Source organism: Brachybacterium aquaticum, assembly GCF_014204755.1.
Taxonomy (GTDB): domain Bacteria; phylum Actinomycetota; class Actinomycetes; order Actinomycetales; family Dermabacteraceae; genus Brachybacterium; species Brachybacterium aquaticum.
The window spans coordinates 2,246,626-2,262,873 of the sequence record NZ_JACHLZ010000001.1; the positions used below are offsets into that span (position 1 = coordinate 2,246,626).

The 16,248-nt window shown below is 73.4% G+C and carries 13 protein-coding genes; 6 read left to right on the plus strand and 7 right to left on the minus strand.

Translation table 11 applies throughout. The features are described 5' to 3' along the window. The first annotated feature begins 5 nt into the window (after window positions 1-5). Both HNR70_RS10055 and HNR70_RS10060 read left to right on the plus strand, forming a co-directional pair. Window positions 6-887, plus strand: a complete 882-nt coding sequence (locus tag HNR70_RS10055; protein ID WP_184325536.1) for a putative RNA methyltransferase — start codon at window positions 6-8, stop codon at window positions 885-887. Window positions 888-956: 69 nt separating this feature from the next. Further along, window positions 957-1,805 carry an HAD family hydrolase gene (locus tag HNR70_RS10060; RefSeq protein WP_184325537.1) on the plus strand — a complete coding sequence of 283 codons (849 nt, stop codon included), beginning with the start codon at window positions 957-959 and terminating at the stop codon, window positions 1,803-1,805. Window positions 1,806-1,967: 162 nt separating this feature from the next. Here HNR70_RS10060 and HNR70_RS10065 read toward each other — a convergent pair whose 3' ends face one another. The 6 genes from HNR70_RS10065 to sucC all read right to left on the minus strand — a co-directional run bounded on the left by HNR70_RS10065 (window position 1,968) and on the right by sucC (window position 8,308). Beyond that, on the minus strand, window positions 1,968-2,792 hold the full coding sequence (locus HNR70_RS10065; RefSeq protein ID WP_184325538.1) for a hypothetical protein: 825 nt from the start codon (window positions 2,790-2,792) through the stop codon (window positions 1,968-1,970). Between the two features lie 149 nt (window positions 2,793-2,941). Next, window positions 2,942-4,045, minus strand: a complete 1,104-nt coding sequence (locus tag HNR70_RS16220) for a C40 family peptidase (RefSeq protein ID WP_312857632.1) — start codon at window positions 4,043-4,045, stop codon at window positions 2,942-2,944. Between the two features lie 148 nt (window positions 4,046-4,193). After that, window positions 4,194-4,913 (minus strand): metal-dependent transcriptional regulator, encoded by a 720-nt coding sequence (locus HNR70_RS10075; protein WP_184325539.1) that lies wholly within the window; start codon window positions 4,911-4,913, stop codon window positions 4,194-4,196. Between the two features lie 124 nt (window positions 4,914-5,037). Further along, complete coding sequence (locus HNR70_RS10080) at window positions 5,038-6,057, minus strand: CPBP family intramembrane glutamic endopeptidase (RefSeq protein WP_184325540.1); 1,020 nt, start codon at window positions 6,055-6,057, stop codon at window positions 5,038-5,040. A gap of 178 nt (window positions 6,058-6,235) precedes the next feature. After that, window positions 6,236-7,126 carry a succinate--CoA ligase subunit alpha gene (gene sucD / locus HNR70_RS10085; protein ID WP_184325541.1) on the minus strand — a complete coding sequence of 297 codons (891 nt, stop codon included), beginning with the start codon at window positions 7,124-7,126 and terminating at the stop codon, window positions 6,236-6,238. 12 nt (window positions 7,127-7,138) lie between these two features. Continuing rightward, window positions 7,139-8,308 (minus strand): ADP-forming succinate--CoA ligase subunit beta, encoded by a 1,170-nt coding sequence (sucC, locus tag HNR70_RS10090; protein WP_184325542.1) that lies wholly within the window; start codon window positions 8,306-8,308, stop codon window positions 7,139-7,141. A gap of 186 nt (window positions 8,309-8,494) precedes the next feature. Here sucC and HNR70_RS15905 point away from each other — a divergent pair, with 186 nt between their 5' ends. From HNR70_RS15905 to HNR70_RS10110, 4 genes are all read left to right on the plus strand, one after another. Further along, window positions 8,495-8,959: a hypothetical protein gene (locus tag HNR70_RS15905; protein WP_246375196.1), complete on the plus strand. Its 465-nt coding sequence runs from the start codon at window positions 8,495-8,497 to the stop codon at window positions 8,957-8,959. A gap of 25 nt (window positions 8,960-8,984) precedes the next feature. After that, window positions 8,985-9,734 (plus strand): hypothetical protein, encoded by a 750-nt coding sequence (locus HNR70_RS10100; protein ID WP_184325543.1) that lies wholly within the window; start codon window positions 8,985-8,987, stop codon window positions 9,732-9,734. 153 nt (window positions 9,735-9,887) lie between these two features. Then, the gene (locus tag HNR70_RS10105; protein WP_184325544.1) at window positions 9,888-12,803 is read left to right on the plus strand and encodes a multicopper oxidase domain-containing protein; all 2,916 of its coding nucleotides are present in this window, start codon (window positions 9,888-9,890) and stop codon (window positions 12,801-12,803) included. Window positions 12,804-12,883: 80 nt separating this feature from the next. After that, window positions 12,884-13,309: a VOC family protein gene (locus HNR70_RS10110; RefSeq protein ID WP_184325545.1), complete on the plus strand. Its 426-nt coding sequence runs from the start codon at window positions 12,884-12,886 to the stop codon at window positions 13,307-13,309. Between the two features lie 51 nt (window positions 13,310-13,360). Here the strand turns inward: HNR70_RS10110 and HNR70_RS10115 are convergent, their stop codons facing one another. Beyond that, window positions 13,361-16,174: a UvrD-helicase domain-containing protein gene (locus tag HNR70_RS10115; protein ID WP_184325546.1), complete on the minus strand. Its 2,814-nt coding sequence runs from the start codon at window positions 16,172-16,174 to the stop codon at window positions 13,361-13,363. Window positions 16,175-16,248 lie beyond the last annotated feature (74 nt).

A 16,248-nucleotide genomic window follows, 5' to 3' on the forward strand; every position in this document is an offset into this window, starting at 1 on the left:
CCGGCATGGCCCGCCCCGTCCCCGCTCCCCTGCTCGCCTGGCTGGACGCGCTGCGCTGCCCGCAGTGCGCGGCGCCCCTCGCCGCGGCCGACGGTGCTCTGCGCTGCACCGCCGGGCACAGCTTCGACCTCGCCCGCGCCGGCTACGCCTCCCTGCTGCGCGGCGGAGGCGCGATCAGCGGCGACGACGACGAGATGGCCCGGGCCCGCGAGCGCTTCCTCGCCACCGGCGCCTACGCCCCGCTGCGGGAGGTGCTCGGGGAGCTCGCCGCCGCGATCGTTCCCGCCCTCGCAGGGCCGAGCGCGGTGGGCGACATGGGCAGCGGCCCCGGCTACTACCTCGCGGGGATGCTGGACCGCTTCCCCGCCGCGCGCGGCCTCGGCATCGACACCTCCGCCCGGTCGCTGCGCTTCGCCGCTCGCGCCCACGAGCGGGCAGCCGCCGCGCTCGGAGACGTGTTCGCCCCGTTCCCGCTGGCCGACGACTCGGTGGACCTGCTGCTGGACGTGTTCGCGCCCCGCAACCCCGCCGAGTTCGCGCGGGTGCTGCGCCCCGAGGGGGCCCTGCTCGTGGCGCGCCCCGCCGCCGAGCACCTGGGTGAGCTGCGGGAGACGGTGCCGGGGATGGTGGACGTGGACCCGCACAAGGAGGAGCGGCTCGCGCAGGCGCTGGACCCTCACCTGGTCGAGGTCGAGAGGCGCGAGGTGCGCACCGTCCTGGACCTCGGCGCCGAGGCCGCCCGGGATCTGGTCGCCATGACCCCGAGCGCCCGCCACGTGGATCCCTCGACCCTCGACGACGTGCTCGACGCTGCGCGCGGTGCGGCATCCGGCGAGGGGCTGCAGGTGACGCTCGCCGTGGTGGTGAGCGCCCACCGCCCCCGCTGACCGCGGTCGCCTAGGCTGGCGGGGTGGTCGCGTGCCGCGACCCGTCCGAAGCCACCGCCCAGGAGTGTCGTGACCCCGTCCTCGCCCGCCCCCCGCCGTCGCCGTGCCGCCTTCCTCGATTTCGACGGCACCCTCGCCGAGAACGGGGTCGTGCCCCGCGTGCAGGCCGAGGCGGTGCTGCGCGCCCGGCGCGCCGGTCACGCGGTGCTGCTGTGCACGGGCCGTCCCGGCTCGATCGTCCCCGCGGATGTCGCGGAGCTGTTCGACGGGCTGGTCACCTCCGCCGGCGGGCACGTGCGCCTCGGCGAGGACGTGCTGCGGGACCAGCGCTTCCCCGCCCCGCTCGCCCGTCGCGCCGTCGAGGTGCTCGATGCCCACGGCGTGGTCTACGCCCTCGAGGCGCCCGAGGCGCTGTGGTGCAGCCCCGCCAACGTGGAGCGCCTGCGCAGCCGGCCCCGTCCCGCCCCGACCACCGCGCCCGGGGACCGAGGGCGCGGCTTCGTGGACATCCTCGACGCGATCGCGGTGCCCGGGGACCCTGCCGCCACGTCCTTCGCGAAGATATCGCTGTGGGGCTCACCGGTCACCGTCGAGCAGCTCGCCGCGGAGATCGGCCCCGAGATCGGTGCGCTGCCCAACTCGATCTCCCACGACGACCTCGGCTCCGGGGAGCTGCACCTGGCCGAGGTGGACAAGGCCGTGGGCCTGCGGGTCGCGGCCGACGCCCTCGGGGTGCCGATCGAGGACACCGTCGCGATCGGTGACGGCATGAACGACCTGGCCATGCTCCGTGAGGCCGGGACCGCGGTCGCGATCACGGGCTCGCGCCCGGAGGTGCTGGCCATCGCGGACCTCGAGGTGCCTCCGCCCGCCGAGCACGGGGTGCTCACGGCGTTCGAGCGGCTCGGGATGCTCTGAGCCGGGACTTCCTCAGCGCTGGTCGGTCTGCGCTGGTCGGTCTGCGCTGGTCGGTCAGCGCTGTTCGGTCAGCGCTGTTCGGTCAGCGCTGTTCGGTCAGCGCTGTTCGGTCAGCGCTGTTCGGTCAGCGCTGTTCGGTCAGCGCTGTTCAGGCAGCGCTGGTCAGCTCGCGCGGCGCAGCCCGATCAGCACCAGTCCCACCGCGGCGACCAGCGCCCCCACACCGAGCATCACCACGGCCTGGGGCGTGACCTCGGCGCTGAAGCGCTGCTCGAAGACCTGCACGATCGGGCCGAGGAACACCGCCTGGTCCACCGCGTCGGGGACGATGTCGGCGATGCGGGTGGCGAGCCACCAGGACGCGCCCGCGGCGAGCATGGTGGCGAGTCCGGCGAGGGCGAGCATCGTGCGCCGGTGCGCGGCGACCACGAGCGCGAGGACCGCGAGCGCCAGGGCGATCGGCCCGGCCCGGTGGGCCCAGGGATCCAGCACGGAGGCCCTGGTCATCAGGGGCACGTCGGGGATCGTGGCCAGGGTGACCGTCGCGCTCCCGGGCCGCGGCACCTCGATCAGCGGCACGACGTCCTCCACCGCGGTGAGCATCGAGTCGACCAGCGGCAGCAGGTCCACGTCGAGCGAGGAGACGCCGGGGGTGAACAGCGCCCCGTGCAGCTCCACCATGGTCGCGTCCCATACCCGGTCGTAGGCCGCGGTGCCGGTGACGCGGGCGGCCTGGTCCTCGAGGAACGGCGAGACCCGCTCTGCGACGAAGTCCGGCACGACGTCATGGTCCAGCGCCTGGTCGACGGCGCTGTCGGTGAGGGTGCGCTGCAGGGCGGTGTCGTCGGCGAGGGGCTGGGCGATCGCGAGGAAGCCCTGCTGGTCCACGACGTTCCGCTCGATCCACACCGCCGGCAGCCAGAGGGCGCCGAGCAGCATCGCTGCGGTCAGCAGCAGGGCGGAGAGCAGGTCACGCGCGGAGGACACCCGCCCACGGTACCGCCGGGCTCGTGCCCGCACAGCGTGGGCTCCCCCACCTCCGGGGCGAGACCGGGAAAGGGTACCGGCAGCGAGGAGAACGGGAACGGCCCCGCACCGCCCGGGAGGGCGATGCGGGGCCGTTGCGGCGCGGGGACTCAGCCGATGCGGATGAAGGTCCAGCTGCCGGAGTAGATGTTGCGCTCGGAGGTGTCGACGCGGGAGTTGCCGGCGTCGACGAACTGGTTGCCGCCGGCGTAGATGCCGATGTGACCGGGCTTGTAGACCAGATCGCCGGGACGGGCCTCGGAACGGGGGATGACCGTGCCGGCCGCGGCCTGGGCGGCGGCACCGCGCGGGAGGCTGATGCCGTGCTGCGCGTAGACCCACTGCACGAAGCCGGAGCAGTCCCAGCCGGACGGGGAGGTGCCGCCGTAGACGTACGGGGTGCCGATGCCGGAGCGGGCGGTGGCGAGGATGGAGCTGCCCTTGGCGGCGGACGGCGCCGGGGCGGACTCCTGCTTCTTCTCGCTCTTGGTGGAGGAGCTCGACGAGCTGGACGAGGAGGTCGAGGACGACGAGCTCGAGGAGGACGAGTTCGACGAGGACGACGAGGAGGAGGTCGACGAGTTGGAGGAGCTCGAGGAGGAGCGCTCGTTGCTCGAGGAGGACTGCTCCTGCTGGGAGGAGGAGCTGGAGGACGAGGAGGTGCTGGAGGCGCGCTCCTCGGAGCGGTTCGCGGTGCCCTGGGCCTGGCGGGTCTCGGTCTGCTCCTCGGAGGAAGCGGCCGGCTCGTCGGTGGAGCCCTGCTCGTCAGAGGAGGTCTGCTCGTCTGCGGAGCCCTGCTCCTCGGCGGCCTGCTGCTCCTGCTCGAGGCGCTCCTGCTCGGCGGCCTCCTCGGCCGCGGCGAGCTCCTCGGCGGTGGGGCCGACCTCGACGGTGATGGTGCCGGCGGCGGGGGCGAGCGCGGGCTCAGCGGTCTTGTCAGCGGCGGCGACGGCGGGGATGCCGACGGCCGGGGCGGCGACAGGGGCGATCACAGCGGTGTTCGCGGCATCGGCGCGGGGGGCGTCGGCCTGCGGCTCAGCGGTCGCAGCGGCAGCGCCGCCCAGCAGCATCGCGGCGGCCATCGCGGATCCGGCACCGACGCGGGCGGCGCGGGACACGGGGGTGACGGTGCGCATGGCGCGGCGGTGGGTGTGGTGCACGGTGTTCGACACGGAGGACTCCCAGCCCCGGGCGATGCCCCCGCGCGTGGTCACGTCTCTCCCCCTTGGTCCCGGTGCGCGGCAGGGCTTCCCGGAAGGGATGCCGCGGACATTTCCGCCGCGGCACGCCCACGACACTATGCGGACAGGTGCCTTACATCAGGCGCACAGGAAGCTTCTGGGGAAGAGCTTGACGGAGGCTTTACCCGTGTGCGAGCGAGGTCACATGGAGCTGATCTGCGTCGATGCTCGTGAGGCTGACCTCCCCGGCGTCCGGGCCGTGCACGAGGATGCTGCCGCCCACGCGCTCGGCACCGATCTCCACCCCCGGCATGATGCCGTGACGTGCGAGTTCTCCGAGCAGGCGGACATCGCTCTGGGCACGCTCGCCGATGCGCTCCAGGCGCACGCGCACGCTCTCGCCGTCGGCCACGGCGTCGCTCAGCGGGTGTCCGGGGGGGGAGGAGTCTTTACCTTCGCCGGTGGCCTGGGTCTCGTCGATCCCGAGCGCCGCGAGGCCGGGGATCGGATTGCCGTAGGGGTCCACATAGGGCGGGGCGATCTGCTGGGCGAGCCGCTTCTCGACCGCGAGGCTCATCACGTGCTCCCAGCGGCAGGCCTCCTCGTGGACATGGGCGTAGTCCAGCCCGATCACGTCCAGCAGGTGCCGCTCGGCCAGGCGGTGCTTGCGCATGACGTCGGTGGCCATCTCGGACCCGTCGGCGGTCAGACGGATGCGTCGCTGGTCGTCCAGGTGCAACAGCCCGTCGCGCTCCATACGGGCGACGGTCTGGGAGACGGTGGGGCCGGAGTGGCCCAGGCGCTCGGCGATCCGGGCGCGCATCGGGGCGATCCCCGCCTCCTGGAGCTCGAACACCGTCTTCAGGTACATCTCGGTGGTGTCGATGAGATCTCCGGACACGGGCCCTCCTCCGTCGGCGCGACTTGCGGCGTCCAGCTTATCCGTCGCCCCGGCCGGCGGCGCCCGGTTCACCACGGGCAGAGTCGGCACGGCCCGGCCGGCCCCGCCCCCTCGCCCCGCGCCGTCACGCCCCGAGCAGTCCCACCAGGTGCAGCAGCACCCCGAGGCCGTTCAGGAGCAGATGGGCGAGCACGCACACCCACAGCCGCCGCCAGCGCCGCCACATCATCCCCAGCGCCAGCCCCGTCGTGCCCTGGAGCGCGATCACCTGCGCCGCGCCCTCCCACCAGGTGCCGTCGCCGTGGCTGGTGACGTGCATGAGCCCGAAGAGCAGCGAGGCGAGCAGCAGCCCGGTCCAGGAGCCGAGCAGCGCCTCCAGGCGGGTCTGGAGAAGTCGCCGGTAGAGCAGCTCCTCGCCGAACCCGGCGGTGATCGCCGTCGCGGTCGCGCTGACCAGCAACACCGCGAGCGGGGGCCAGGTGGCGGGTCCACCCGTCGAGAAGGGGCCGACGGTGGAGAGGACGCCGAGGGTGAGCGCGGGAAGGAGGATCAGCCACGCGCTCACCGCGGGCCGGCCGATCGCGATCGAGGGCCCGCGTCGCCGGGCGGAGAGCGCGAGCACCACGGGCGGCACCACGAGGAACATCGCGGCCTTCAGCAGCACGTAGTCCTCGGGCAGGGCCAGCAGCGGCACCAGCAGCGGGAAGGAGACGGCGAGGCCCAGCAGCAGCGCCGTCTCCCCGCGCAGCGCACGGGGCCTGCGCACGGAGATCCCAGCCGTGCCGCGCCCGCGCGGCAGCAGCGCCGTCAGCGCCATGGCGAGCGCCGCAGGGACGAGCAGCAGCGGCACCGGCAGCGGGGTGTAGCCGGGATCTCTCGAGACCACGACCCCGTCGGGGCTGCGCACGATCGTCACCGCGATCGCGACGGCGAACACCGTCAGCACGGCGCCCACGACGACCGGCCGGTCGCCAGGGGCGGGGACGCGAGGGCCGGGGTTGCTGGGGCCGGGCCGGATGGGGCCGGGGTCGGCGACTGCGGGATCGGCAGGGTCGGGCCGGGTCCGCTCCGGGGCGGCCGACGGGACGGGCGGACGGGCGTCGTCGGCCGACGGGCGGGCCGGGCGCGGTGCGGCGGAGATCATGCCTCCATCGTCCGGTGCCGCTCCCCCGCACCGCCTCCTCCGACAGGAGGAGAACCGGGCGCTGCGACACCGGTACGCGAAGCGACACGGGAACGCACAGCGCCCCGGACCCGCAGGGGTCCGGGGCGCTGCGGCCGTGCGCCCGGAGCCGTGGCTCAGAGGCGCGGGACGGGGCTGCTCAGGCGAGGCCCTTCATGAGCTCGCGCATGAGCTCAGCGGTCTCGGTGGGGGTCTTGCCCACCTTGACGCCGGCGGCCTCGAGGGCCTCCTTCTTGGCCTGCGCGGTACCGGCGGAGCCGGAGACGATCGCGCCGGCGTGGCCCATGGTCTTGCCCTCGGGGGCGGTGAAGCCCGCGACGTAGCCGACCACCGGCTTGGTGACGTTGGCCTTGATGAACTCGGCCGCACGCTCCTCGGCGTCGCCGCCGATCTCACCGATCATCACGATGCCGGCGGTCTCGGGGTCGTTCTCGAACGCCTCGAGGGCATCGATGTGGGTGGTGCCGATGACCGGGTCGCCACCGATGCCGATGGCGGTGGTGAAGCCGATGTCGGAGAGCTCGTACATCATCTGGTAGGTCAGGGTGCCGGACTTGGAGACCAGGCCCAGCTTGCCCGCGCCGGTGATGTTCGAGGGGGTGATCCCGGCGTTGGACTTCCCGGGGCTGATCAGGCCCGGGCAGTTCGGGCCGACGATGCGGGTGGTGCCCTTGGACTTGGCGTAGTTGAAGAACTCGGCGGAATCCTTGACCGGGATGCCCTCGGTGATGATCACCAGGAGCGGGATCTGGGCATCGATCGCCTCGAGCGCCGCGTCCTTGGCGAACTTCGGCGGCACGAAGACCACCGAGACGTTCGCGCCGGTGGCCTCCATGGCCTCGGCGACGGTCCCGAAGACGGGCACCTCGGCGCCGCCCTCGAAGGCGACCGACTGGCCGGCCTTGCGGGGGTTCACGCCGCCGACGATGTTCGTGCCGGAGTCGAGCATGCGCTGGGAGTGCTTCATGCCCTCCGAGCCCGTCATGCCCTGGACGATGACCTTGCTGTTCTCATCAAGGAAGATAGACATGTCGGGTGCTGCTCACTTTCCGGAGGCGGCGAGCTCGGCGACCTTCGCGGCGCCGCCGTCCATGGTGTCGGCCTGGGTGACGAGGGGGTGGGCGAAGTCGGCGAGGATCTTGCGACCCTCCTCGACGTTGTTGCCGTCGAGGCGGACCACCAGGGGCTTGGTGGCGGCGTCGCCGAGCTTCTGCAGTGCGCCGACGATGCCGTTGGCGACCGCGTCGCAGGCGGTGATGCCGCCGAAGACGTTGACGAACACCGCACGGACCTGCTCGTCGCCGAGGATGACGTCGAGGCCGTTGGCCATGACCTCGGCGCTCGCGCCGCCGCCGATGTCCAGGAAGTTCGCGGGCTTCACGCCGTGCTGCTCGCCGGCGTAGGCAACCACGTCGAGGGTGGACATGACCAGGCCCGCGCCGTTGCCGATGATGCCGACCTCGCCGTCGAGCTTGACGTAGTTGAGGTCCAGCGCCTTCGCCTTGGTCTCCAGCGGGTCCTCGGAGGCGACGTCGACGAGCGCCTCGTGGTCCTCGTGGCGGAACTCGGCGTTGTCGTCCAGGGTGATCTTGCCGTCGAGCGCGACGATGTCGCCGGCGCCGGTCTTGACCAGCGGGTTGACCTCGACGAGGGTGGCGTCCTCCTCGCGGTAGACGTCCCAGAGCTTCTGGAGCACGGGGGCGACCTTCGCGGCGGTCTCGGCGTCGAACTTCGCGGCCTCGACGATCTCCTTCGCCTTGGCCTCGTCGATGCCGACGTTGGGGTCCACGGCGACGCGGGCGAGGGCCTCGGGGCGCTCGACGGCGAGCTGCTCGATCTCCATGCCGCCCTCGACGGAGCACATGGCCAGGTAGTTGCGGTTCGCACGGTCCAGCAGCAGCGAGAAGTAGTACTCCTCGGCGATGTCGGCGCCGGCGGCGACCATCACGCGGTGCACGGTGTGGCCCTTGATGTCCATGCCGAGGATCTCGGCGGCCTTCGCCTCCGCCTCCTCGGGGGACTTGGCGACCTTCACGCCGCCGGCCTTTCCGCGGCCACCGGTCTTCACCTGGGCCTTGACGACGACGACCGGGGTGCCGAGCTTCTCGGCGCCGGCCTTGGCAGCGGCCGGGTCCTCCGCGACGACTCCTCCGAGCACGGGCACGCCGTGCTTCTCGAAGAGATCGCGGGCCTGGTACTCATACAGGTCCACGGGGTGATTTCCTCTCGATGTCGGCAGTGGGCGGCAGGCCGCCTTGGCCTCGATGCCACCCCTGGGAACAGCGCCAGGGTATCGCCTCGGCGAGGCCGAGCGGACGCTGGGAGGGGACGCTGGAGGAGTGTGGCGGGAGTCTCATCCGTCCGGGGCCCGTCCAGGCGGCGCGTCTACGATGGGGCGATGAGCCCACGATCCCGCAGCCTGGTCCAGCGCGTGCGCGACCACCTCGGATTCAGCGTGGTCGCGATCGGCGTGCTGTTCATCGTGCTGCGCCTGCTGGGCGTCCGCTCGACCTTCGCCGGCTTCGCGATGTCGGTGGCGATCACGCTCGCGCTGAACGTGGGCCTGTCCTACTACAGCGAGTACCGGGCCCGTCACCCGCGCCCTGCGCGCGAGGCCCGCGGCGGCGGGGACATCCGCTTCCGCGAGGACGACCCGCGCCCCGCACGGCGCGAGTACCACGACGACGACCGCCCCCGTGACGGCCGCTACGACGACCGCCCCCGTGACGGCCGCTACGACGACCGCCCCCGTGACGGCCGCTACGACGGTCGCCCCCGTGACGACCGCTACGACGACGACCGTCGCCTCGATCCCCGTGCCGAGGACCGGCGCGTCAGGGATCCTCGCGACGGATCCCGCTGAGGCGGGGACCGGGCGAGGAGGAGCCATGGCCGACTGGAGGACCTACGCGAAGGCTGCGCGCAACACGGCGCGCAAGCAGGCGCCGGGCGCTCGCGATGCCGCGCGCCGCGCGTCGGAGCGGGCCGGGGACTACGTCCGGGCCGCCGGACGCGCAGTCGACGAGGGCTGGCGCGAGGACGAGCGGGACGCCCCGCGCGACCAGGATCTCGCGGCGCGCCGCGAGGATGCGCGGGAGCCCCGCGAGTACGACCCGGCGCGGGAGCCCCGCGAGAACGACCCCGCGCGTGACCGCGCGCAGCTGCGCGACCGCGAGTACGACCCCGCCCGCGATCGCGATGAACTGGACCGCGATGACCGGGACCGTGACGACAGGGACCGCACCGACCGGGCGGGCCGGACCGACTCCGGCACCCGCACCGCCTCGCGCCCCCGCACCGGCTCCGGCACCCGCACCGCCTCACGTCCCGCGTTCGACACCGACCGCCTGCGCGAGGACGCGAAGATCTACGCGACCGTCGCCGGACGTCGCGCCACGAAGGCGAGGAAGGCCGCCGCCGAGGCGAACCTCGGCGGGAGGATCATGCGCGCCTTCCGCGACGCGCTGCTGATCGGCGGCTCGCTGCTGGTGATCTGGGGCGTCCTGTACGCCGCCGGGATCCCGATCCCCTTCACCACGGTGCTGATCGCGGTGGCTCTGATCGTGGCGATCAGCTTCGGGACAGGCCTGTACGCGCAGTCCAAGCGCGCCCGCGAGGCGGACCCCGACGAGGAGTGAGCCTCCGTCGGGGAGCTCGGCTCCGAGTTGGCGTGACGTCGCGCTGACCTCGGCGGGGACCTTCGTCGTCGGGACCGGGCGGGGCAGCACTTAGCCTGGATCGGCCCCTGTCCCCGCCCGCCTCTCGTGGCCGGGCCCCTGCCCCGAGGTGCCATGTCCGCCGCCCCCGCTCCCCCGCGCCCGTCGGCCGCCGCCGACCGTCGCTCCTGGCACCGCCGCGCCGCCCGTCCCGTCTCCGGCTGGCTCGTGGCCCTGCTCATCGTGGTGGTGCTCCACCCGTGGATCCCGCAGTCGCGCTGGCTGCTGGTGCACATGGTCACCCTGGGACTGGTGACCACGTCGATCATGGTGTGGGGCCAGCACTTCACCGAGGCGCTGCTGCGCACCCGGCTGGCCGAGGAGTCCCGCCCCCGCCAGGTGCTGCGGATCCGGCTGCTGACCACCGGTGTTCTCGTGACGATCGCGGGCATGCTGCCCTCGTGGCCGTGGCTGGTGGTGGCCGGGTCCCTGCTCGTCTCCGGCGCGATGCTCTGGTACGCCGCGGCACTCGGCGCGCAGGTGAGGGCCGCGCTGCCCGCTCGCTTCGGGGTGACCGTGAACGGATACATCGCCGCCGCCTGCCTGCTGCCCGCAGGCGCGCTGCTGGGTGCCGTGATGGCCTTCAGCCCGGGCGAGCCATGGCAGGGGCGTCTGCTGCTCGCGCACGAGCTGGTCAACGTGCTGGGCTTCGTGGGCCTGACCGTCACCGCCACGCTCCTGACGCTGTGGCCGACGGTGCTGCGCACCCGCATCCCCGAGCGGGCCGTACCCCGCGCGCGTCTGGCACTGGTCGGGATGCCCGTCGGCGCGGTCGGCGCCGCCGCCGGTGCCCTGCTCGGCGCGCCCCCGATGGGCTGCGCCTTCCTGCTGCTGCACCTGGGCTCCTTCCTCGCCGTCGCCGCGACGCTCGTGCAGGCCGCCCGGCAGTCGCGCCGCCAGCACCACCGCTCCCTCGTGCCGCTGTTCCCGGTCCTGTCCATCGCGGCCGGGGTGGTCTGGTTCGTCCTCGCCCAGATCGCCCTGCTCGGCATGTGGTGGGCCTCGGCCGACGAGCAGCTGGTCAGCACCCTGGTCGCGGCCGACGTGCAGCGCCTGACCGTGCCGTTGGTCGCCGGGTTCCTGCTCCAGGTGCTGCTCGGTGCGATGAGTCACCTGCTGCCTGTGACGATGGGCGGCGGCCCCCGCGCCACCACGGCGGGCCTCGCGCTCATGAGCCGCGGCGCCGTGCCCCGTGTGGTCGCCTACAACCTCGCCCTCGCGGTGCTGGTCCTCGCGGACCTGCCTGGCGAGAGCGCCGGGGCGCTGCTGTCCGCGCTCACGCTCGGCACGCTGGATCCGGCCGACGCCGGCTCCCTCACCCGGGTGCTCGTCTCTCTGGTCGCCTTCGCGGCGCTGCTGGGGTTCGTGGTGACGATGATGCTCGCGGTGCGCTCGAGCGTGCGTCTGCGCCGCGCCGCGTCGTCGGAGGCGCCGACGGGTGCTGCCGACGGGGCGGCCCCCGAGGGGCCGACGATCGCCTCGCCGACCGGCGGGACGACGGCCGACGGCCCCGCGCCCGACGTGGCCTCCCCCGCCGTGGCTTCCCCTGCCGCGGCTTCCCCTGCCCCGGCCGCGGGCAGCATGGACCGCCGTGCCTTGACCGGTGTGCTGGTCGGGGCCGGTTCCGTGCTCGCCGCTGGCGCGTTCGGGGCGAGCCTGGACCGGTCGCGCGGCTCGGTCCCCGCGGCAGGCACGGGCGGTGCGGGCGGATGGTCGGTCGCACCGACCGGGCGCACCACCACGCTCGACCTCTCCATGGTGGACATGCGCTTCGTCCCCGACGTGCTCGAGGTGCCGGCCGGGGACGTCGTGGTGATCACTCTGCGCAATGACGACCCCTACGACGTGCACGACCTCGTGCTCGCCGACGGCACGGCCTCCGGCCGGCTGCAGCCCGGGGAGACCGTCACGGTGGAGACCGGGGTGATCACCCACGACCTCGAGGGCTGGTGCTCGATCGTCGGACACCGCGCGATGGGGATGGTCATGCGGGTGCGGGCCGTCGGCGCCGACGGGGCCGCGGGCGCCGAAGAGCCCGCGCAGACGGCGCACTCCTCGGGTGTCGACGAGCTGACAAGGGTCCCGCTGGATCTGCAGGCGGCTCCCGGTCCGCAGCACCCGGTCAGGGACGCGACCCTGCCCGAGGCCGCCGGGCCCGAACAGCGGGTGCGGCTGGAGATCACCGAGACCGCCGCCGAGATCGCGCCGGGCGTCACGATGGACGCGATGACCTTCGGCGGCACCGTGGTCGGGCCGGTGCTGCGCTCCGAGCTGGGCGCCCGGCTCACCGTGGACCTGGTCAACAGCGGCTCCATGGGCCACTCCCTGGACCTGCACGCCGGCCGGGTCTCCCCCGACGCGGTGATGCGCACGATCCCGCCGGGCGAATCGCTCGAGTACTCGATCACCACCGACCACGCCGGGGTGTGGCTGTACCACTGCTCGACGATGCCGATGACGGTGCACCTGGCCGCCGGGATGGTGGGCGCGCTGATCGTGCCCCCGGCCGGGCTCGCCGCGGCCGATCGCGAGTACGTGCTGGTCCAGTCCGACCACTACCTGGTGCCCGCAGGTGCTCCGGGGTACGACGAGGCGATGCACGAGGGCGCCCATCCGGTCAGCCCCGCGAAGATCTCTGCCGAGCGCCCCGATGCGACCGTGTTCAACGGCCATGCGAACCAGTACGTGCACTCCCCGCTCACCGCGCGGGTGGGCGAGCGGGTGCGGCTGTGGGTGCTGGCCGCGGGGCCCTCCCGCGGGATCTCGTTCCACGTGGTGGGAGGCGTGTTCGACACGGTGTTCAAGGAGGGCGAGTACCTGCTGCGCCCGGAGAACGAGAACGGGGGCGGTTCCCAGGCGCTCGACCTCGCCGCCGCGCAGGGCGGGTTCGTGGAGCTGGTCTTCGAGGAGCCCGGCACCTACACCGCCGTGAACCACTCCTTCGCGGATATGGAGCGCGGCGCACGGGCGCTGATCACCGTCACCGCCTGACCGCACCGACACCGCCGACCCACCCTCGAGTGCCGACCCACCGTCGCGCACCGGGGCATTGGGGCGGGTAGCGTCTGTCCATGACCTCCCCCGCGCCCCGCCCAGGCCTGCACCATCTCGAGCTGTGGACCGCCGATCTCGCCGCCGCCGAACCCGCCTGGGACTGGCTGCTGACCGCCCTCGGCTGGTCCGCCGAGCGGGTGGAGGGCTGGGAGCTGGGCCGCATCTGGCGCCACCCCGACGGCTCCTACCTGGTGCTCGAGCACTCCGACGACGTGCGCGGCGACCGGGCGGACCGCCGCGCCCCTGGCATGAACCACGTGGCCCTGAACGCCGGGGACCGCGCGACGCTCGACGCCCTTCGCGCCGAGGCCCCCGCCCACGGCTGGCGCGAGCTGTTCGCGGACCACTACCCGCATGCGGGCGGCGAGGACCACACCGCCTGGTACGGCGAGGACCCGCACGGCCTCGAGGTCGAGCTCGTCGCCACCGACAGCGCAGACTGAGCGGCCAGCAGACGCGCGGCGCACGCCCGGCTCAGAGCGTCGCGATCGGGCTCAGAGCTTCGTGATCGGCGCCGAGCGCAGCAGCAGGCGCTTCTGCCCGTGCGGCGCCTTGAAATGCACCTCGATCTGGGTGCGGTCCCCCTGCCCGGCGACCTCGGTGACCGTGCCCATCCCGAAGGTGTCGTGGGTGACGCGGTCACCGATCGCGAGCTGGGGCAGCTGGTCGGTGGGCGTGGGCGGGCGGCCCGAGCCGAAGCTGGGGCGCTTGACGTCGCGCCTGCCCCCGCCGATCCCGCCGCTGAACGACGGGCCGCGGGTGGAGCCGCCGCTGCCGTATCCCCCACCGCCGTAGCCGCCGCCGCGTCCGCCGCCGCTGTAGCCGCCACCGAGCGCGCTCGCGCCGAGGGTGGAGCCGGCCCGGGCGACGTCGAGGACCTCCTCGGGCACCTCGTCGAGGAAGCGGCTGGCGGGCATGAACTGGGTCTGCCCCCAGGTGGAGCGCATCTGGGCGCGGGTGAGGTAGAGCTTCTCGCGGGCGCGGGTGATGCCCACGTAGGCCAGGCGCCGCTCCTCCTCGAGCTCCTGCGGGTCCCCGAGCGTGCGGTGGTGAGGGAAGGTGCCGTCCTCCATGCCGGTGAGGAACACGACCGGGAACTCCAGGCCCTTGGCGGTGTGCAGGGTCATGAGGGTGACGAACTGGTCCTCCGCGCCGGGGATCTGGTCCGCGTCGGCGACGAGCGAGACCTTCTCCAGGAAGCGGTCCACGAGGCTCGCCTCGGGGTCGTCCGGCGCGGCGAGCGCCGCATCGGGGGCGACGTCCCCGCCCACGCCCGCAGGCGCGGGCGCCCCGTCGGCCGCCCCCGCCGTGTCGGCCCCGTCGGCCGCAGCGTCACCGTCGGCCGCGCCGTCGCCCTCCGCGTCCTCGTCCTCGGCCTCGCTGGCGATCGCGTCGAGCTCCTCGGCCTGGGCCTCGAACTCGGCCGCGACGCTGATGAGCTCGGCGAGGTTCTCCAGGCGCGACTCGTCCTGCGGGTCGTCGCTGCCCTGCAGCTCGGCGTAGTAGCCGGAGCGCTGCAGGATCGCCTCGAGCAGCTCGGCCGGGCCCGCGCCGGCGTCGGCCTGCGCCTGCAGGTCCTCGAGCATCGCCACGAAGGTGCGCACGGAGTTCAGGGAGCGGGTGGCGATGCCGGGCGCCTCCTCGGCGCGGCGCAGCGCCTCGCCGAACCCGATCCGGTCGCGCTCGGCGAGCATCGCGATCGCGGCCTCGGCCCGGTCGCCGATGCCGCGCTTGGGGACGTTGAGGATGCGGCGCAGGTTGATCTCGTCGGCCGGGTTGGCGAGGACCTGCAGGTAGGCGATCGCGTCCTTGATCTCGCGCCGCTCGTAGAAGCGGGTGCCGCCCACGACCCGGTAGGGCAGGCCGACGCGGATCAGCTGGTCCTCGAGCGCGCGGGACTGGGCGTTGGCGCGGTAGAAGATCGCGATGTCGCCGGCGCGGCGCCCGTCGTCCACGAGCGCGTCGATCTGGCGGCCGATGTAGCGGGCCTCGGACTGCTCGTCGTCGGCGACGTAGAGGGTGATCTTCTCGCCGGCGCCCTGGTCGGTCCACAGGTTCTTCTTGCGCCGGCCCTGGTTCTCCTCGATCACCGAGTTCGCGGCGGAGAGGATGTTCTGGGTGGAGCGGTAGTTCTGCTCGAGCACGATCGTGCGGGCGGAGGGGAAGTCCTGCTCGAACTCGATGATGTTGCGGATGGTCGCGCCGCGGAAGGCGTAGATCGACTGGTCCGAGTCGCCGACCACGGTGAGATCCGCGGCCGGGTCCTCCCCCACCAGCTCCCGCACCAGCTGGTACTGAGCGGTGTTGGTGTCCTGGTACTCGTCCACCAGCAGGTGGCGGAAGCGGCGGCGGTAGCCCTCGCGGATCGCGGGGTTCTCGCGCAGCAGCTCGACGGTCAGGCCGATGAGGTCGTCGAAGTCCACCGCATTGGCCTGGCGCAGGCGCTCGGTGTAGTTGGTGTAAATGCGGGAGAGCAGCTGGTCCGCATCGTTCTTCGAGGTCTCCGCCCGGTCCGCGAAGTCGATCGGGTCCACCAGGTCGTTCTTCAGGGTGGAGATCCGCGAGGCGAGCGCGCGGGGGGCGTGCTTCTTGGTGTCCAGCTGGAGGTCCTTGGCGATCGTGGTGATCAGGCGCAGGGAGTCGGCGCTGTCGTAGATCGTGAACGAGCTCTTCAGCCCGGCCGCGGCGGCGTCCCGGCGCAGGATCCGCACGCAGGCGCTGTGGAAGGTGGAGACCCACATGGTGCGCGCGGCGGGGCCGACAAGCTCCTCGACGCGCTCGCGCATCTCGGCGGCGGCCTTGTTGGTGAAGGTGATCGCGAGGATCTCGCCGGGCATCGCCTCGCCGGTGCGCAGCAGATGGGCGATACGGCGGGTGAGCACGCGGGTCTTGCCCGAGCCGGCGCCGGCGACGATCAGCAGCGGGCTGCCGCGGTGCTCGACGGCCTCGCGCTGGGCGGGATTCAGCCCGTTCACGAGCTCCTCCAGCCCCGGGGCGTCCAGGCGGGGCGCCCAGGCGCGCGCCGGGGGCATCGGCCGGGAGGCCGGGGGCTCCTCGGGCGCGGGGAGCTCGTCGTAGGGCGGCTCCTCCTCGTACGGGGGCTCCTCCTCGAAGGGCGGCTCGTCCTCCGGCGGTGGCTCACGATCCAGGAGGTCGTCGCCCTGCCCGGATCGATCGTCCTCGTCGGCCGTACCACCTGCGGGCCTGCCGCCTGCGGCCGACGCAGGCGGGGTCGGCGGGGTCACCGACACCCCGTCCAGGCGGCGGAAGGCGTCGGGCAGCGCGAAGTCGTCGAAGAGAGAGCTCATGAGGGTCCCAGGATAGGCGCGGGACCCGACAGCAGGCGCGCTGGCGGGTCCCGTGGTGGACGGAGCGGGGGCGG

Coding starts and splice junctions, on each gene's coding strand:
- HNR70_RS10105 (WP_184325544.1), top strand. CDS start 9,888: ATGTCCGCCGCCCCCGCTCCCCCGCGCCCGTCGGCCGCCGCCGACCGT.
- HNR70_RS10100 (WP_184325543.1), top strand. CDS start 8,985: ATGGCCGACTGGAGGACCTACGCGAAGGCTGCGCGCAACACGGCGCGC.
- HNR70_RS10080 (WP_184325540.1), bottom strand. CDS start 6,057: ATGATCTCCGCCGCACCGCGCCCGGCCCGCCCGTCGGCCGACGACGCC.
- HNR70_RS10055 (WP_184325536.1), top strand. CDS start 6: ATGGCCCGCCCCGTCCCCGCTCCCCTGCTCGCCTGGCTGGACGCGCTG.
- HNR70_RS10110 (WP_184325545.1), top strand. CDS start 12,884: ATGACCTCCCCCGCGCCCCGCCCAGGCCTGCACCATCTCGAGCTGTGG.
- sucD (WP_184325541.1), bottom strand. CDS start 7,126: ATGTCTATCTTCCTTGATGAGAACAGCAAGGTCATCGTCCAGGGCATG.
- HNR70_RS15905 (WP_246375196.1), top strand. CDS start 8,495: ATGAGCCCACGATCCCGCAGCCTGGTCCAGCGCGTGCGCGACCACCTC.
- HNR70_RS10115 (WP_184325546.1), bottom strand. CDS start 16,174: ATGAGCTCTCTCTTCGACGACTTCGCGCTGCCCGACGCCTTCCGCCGC.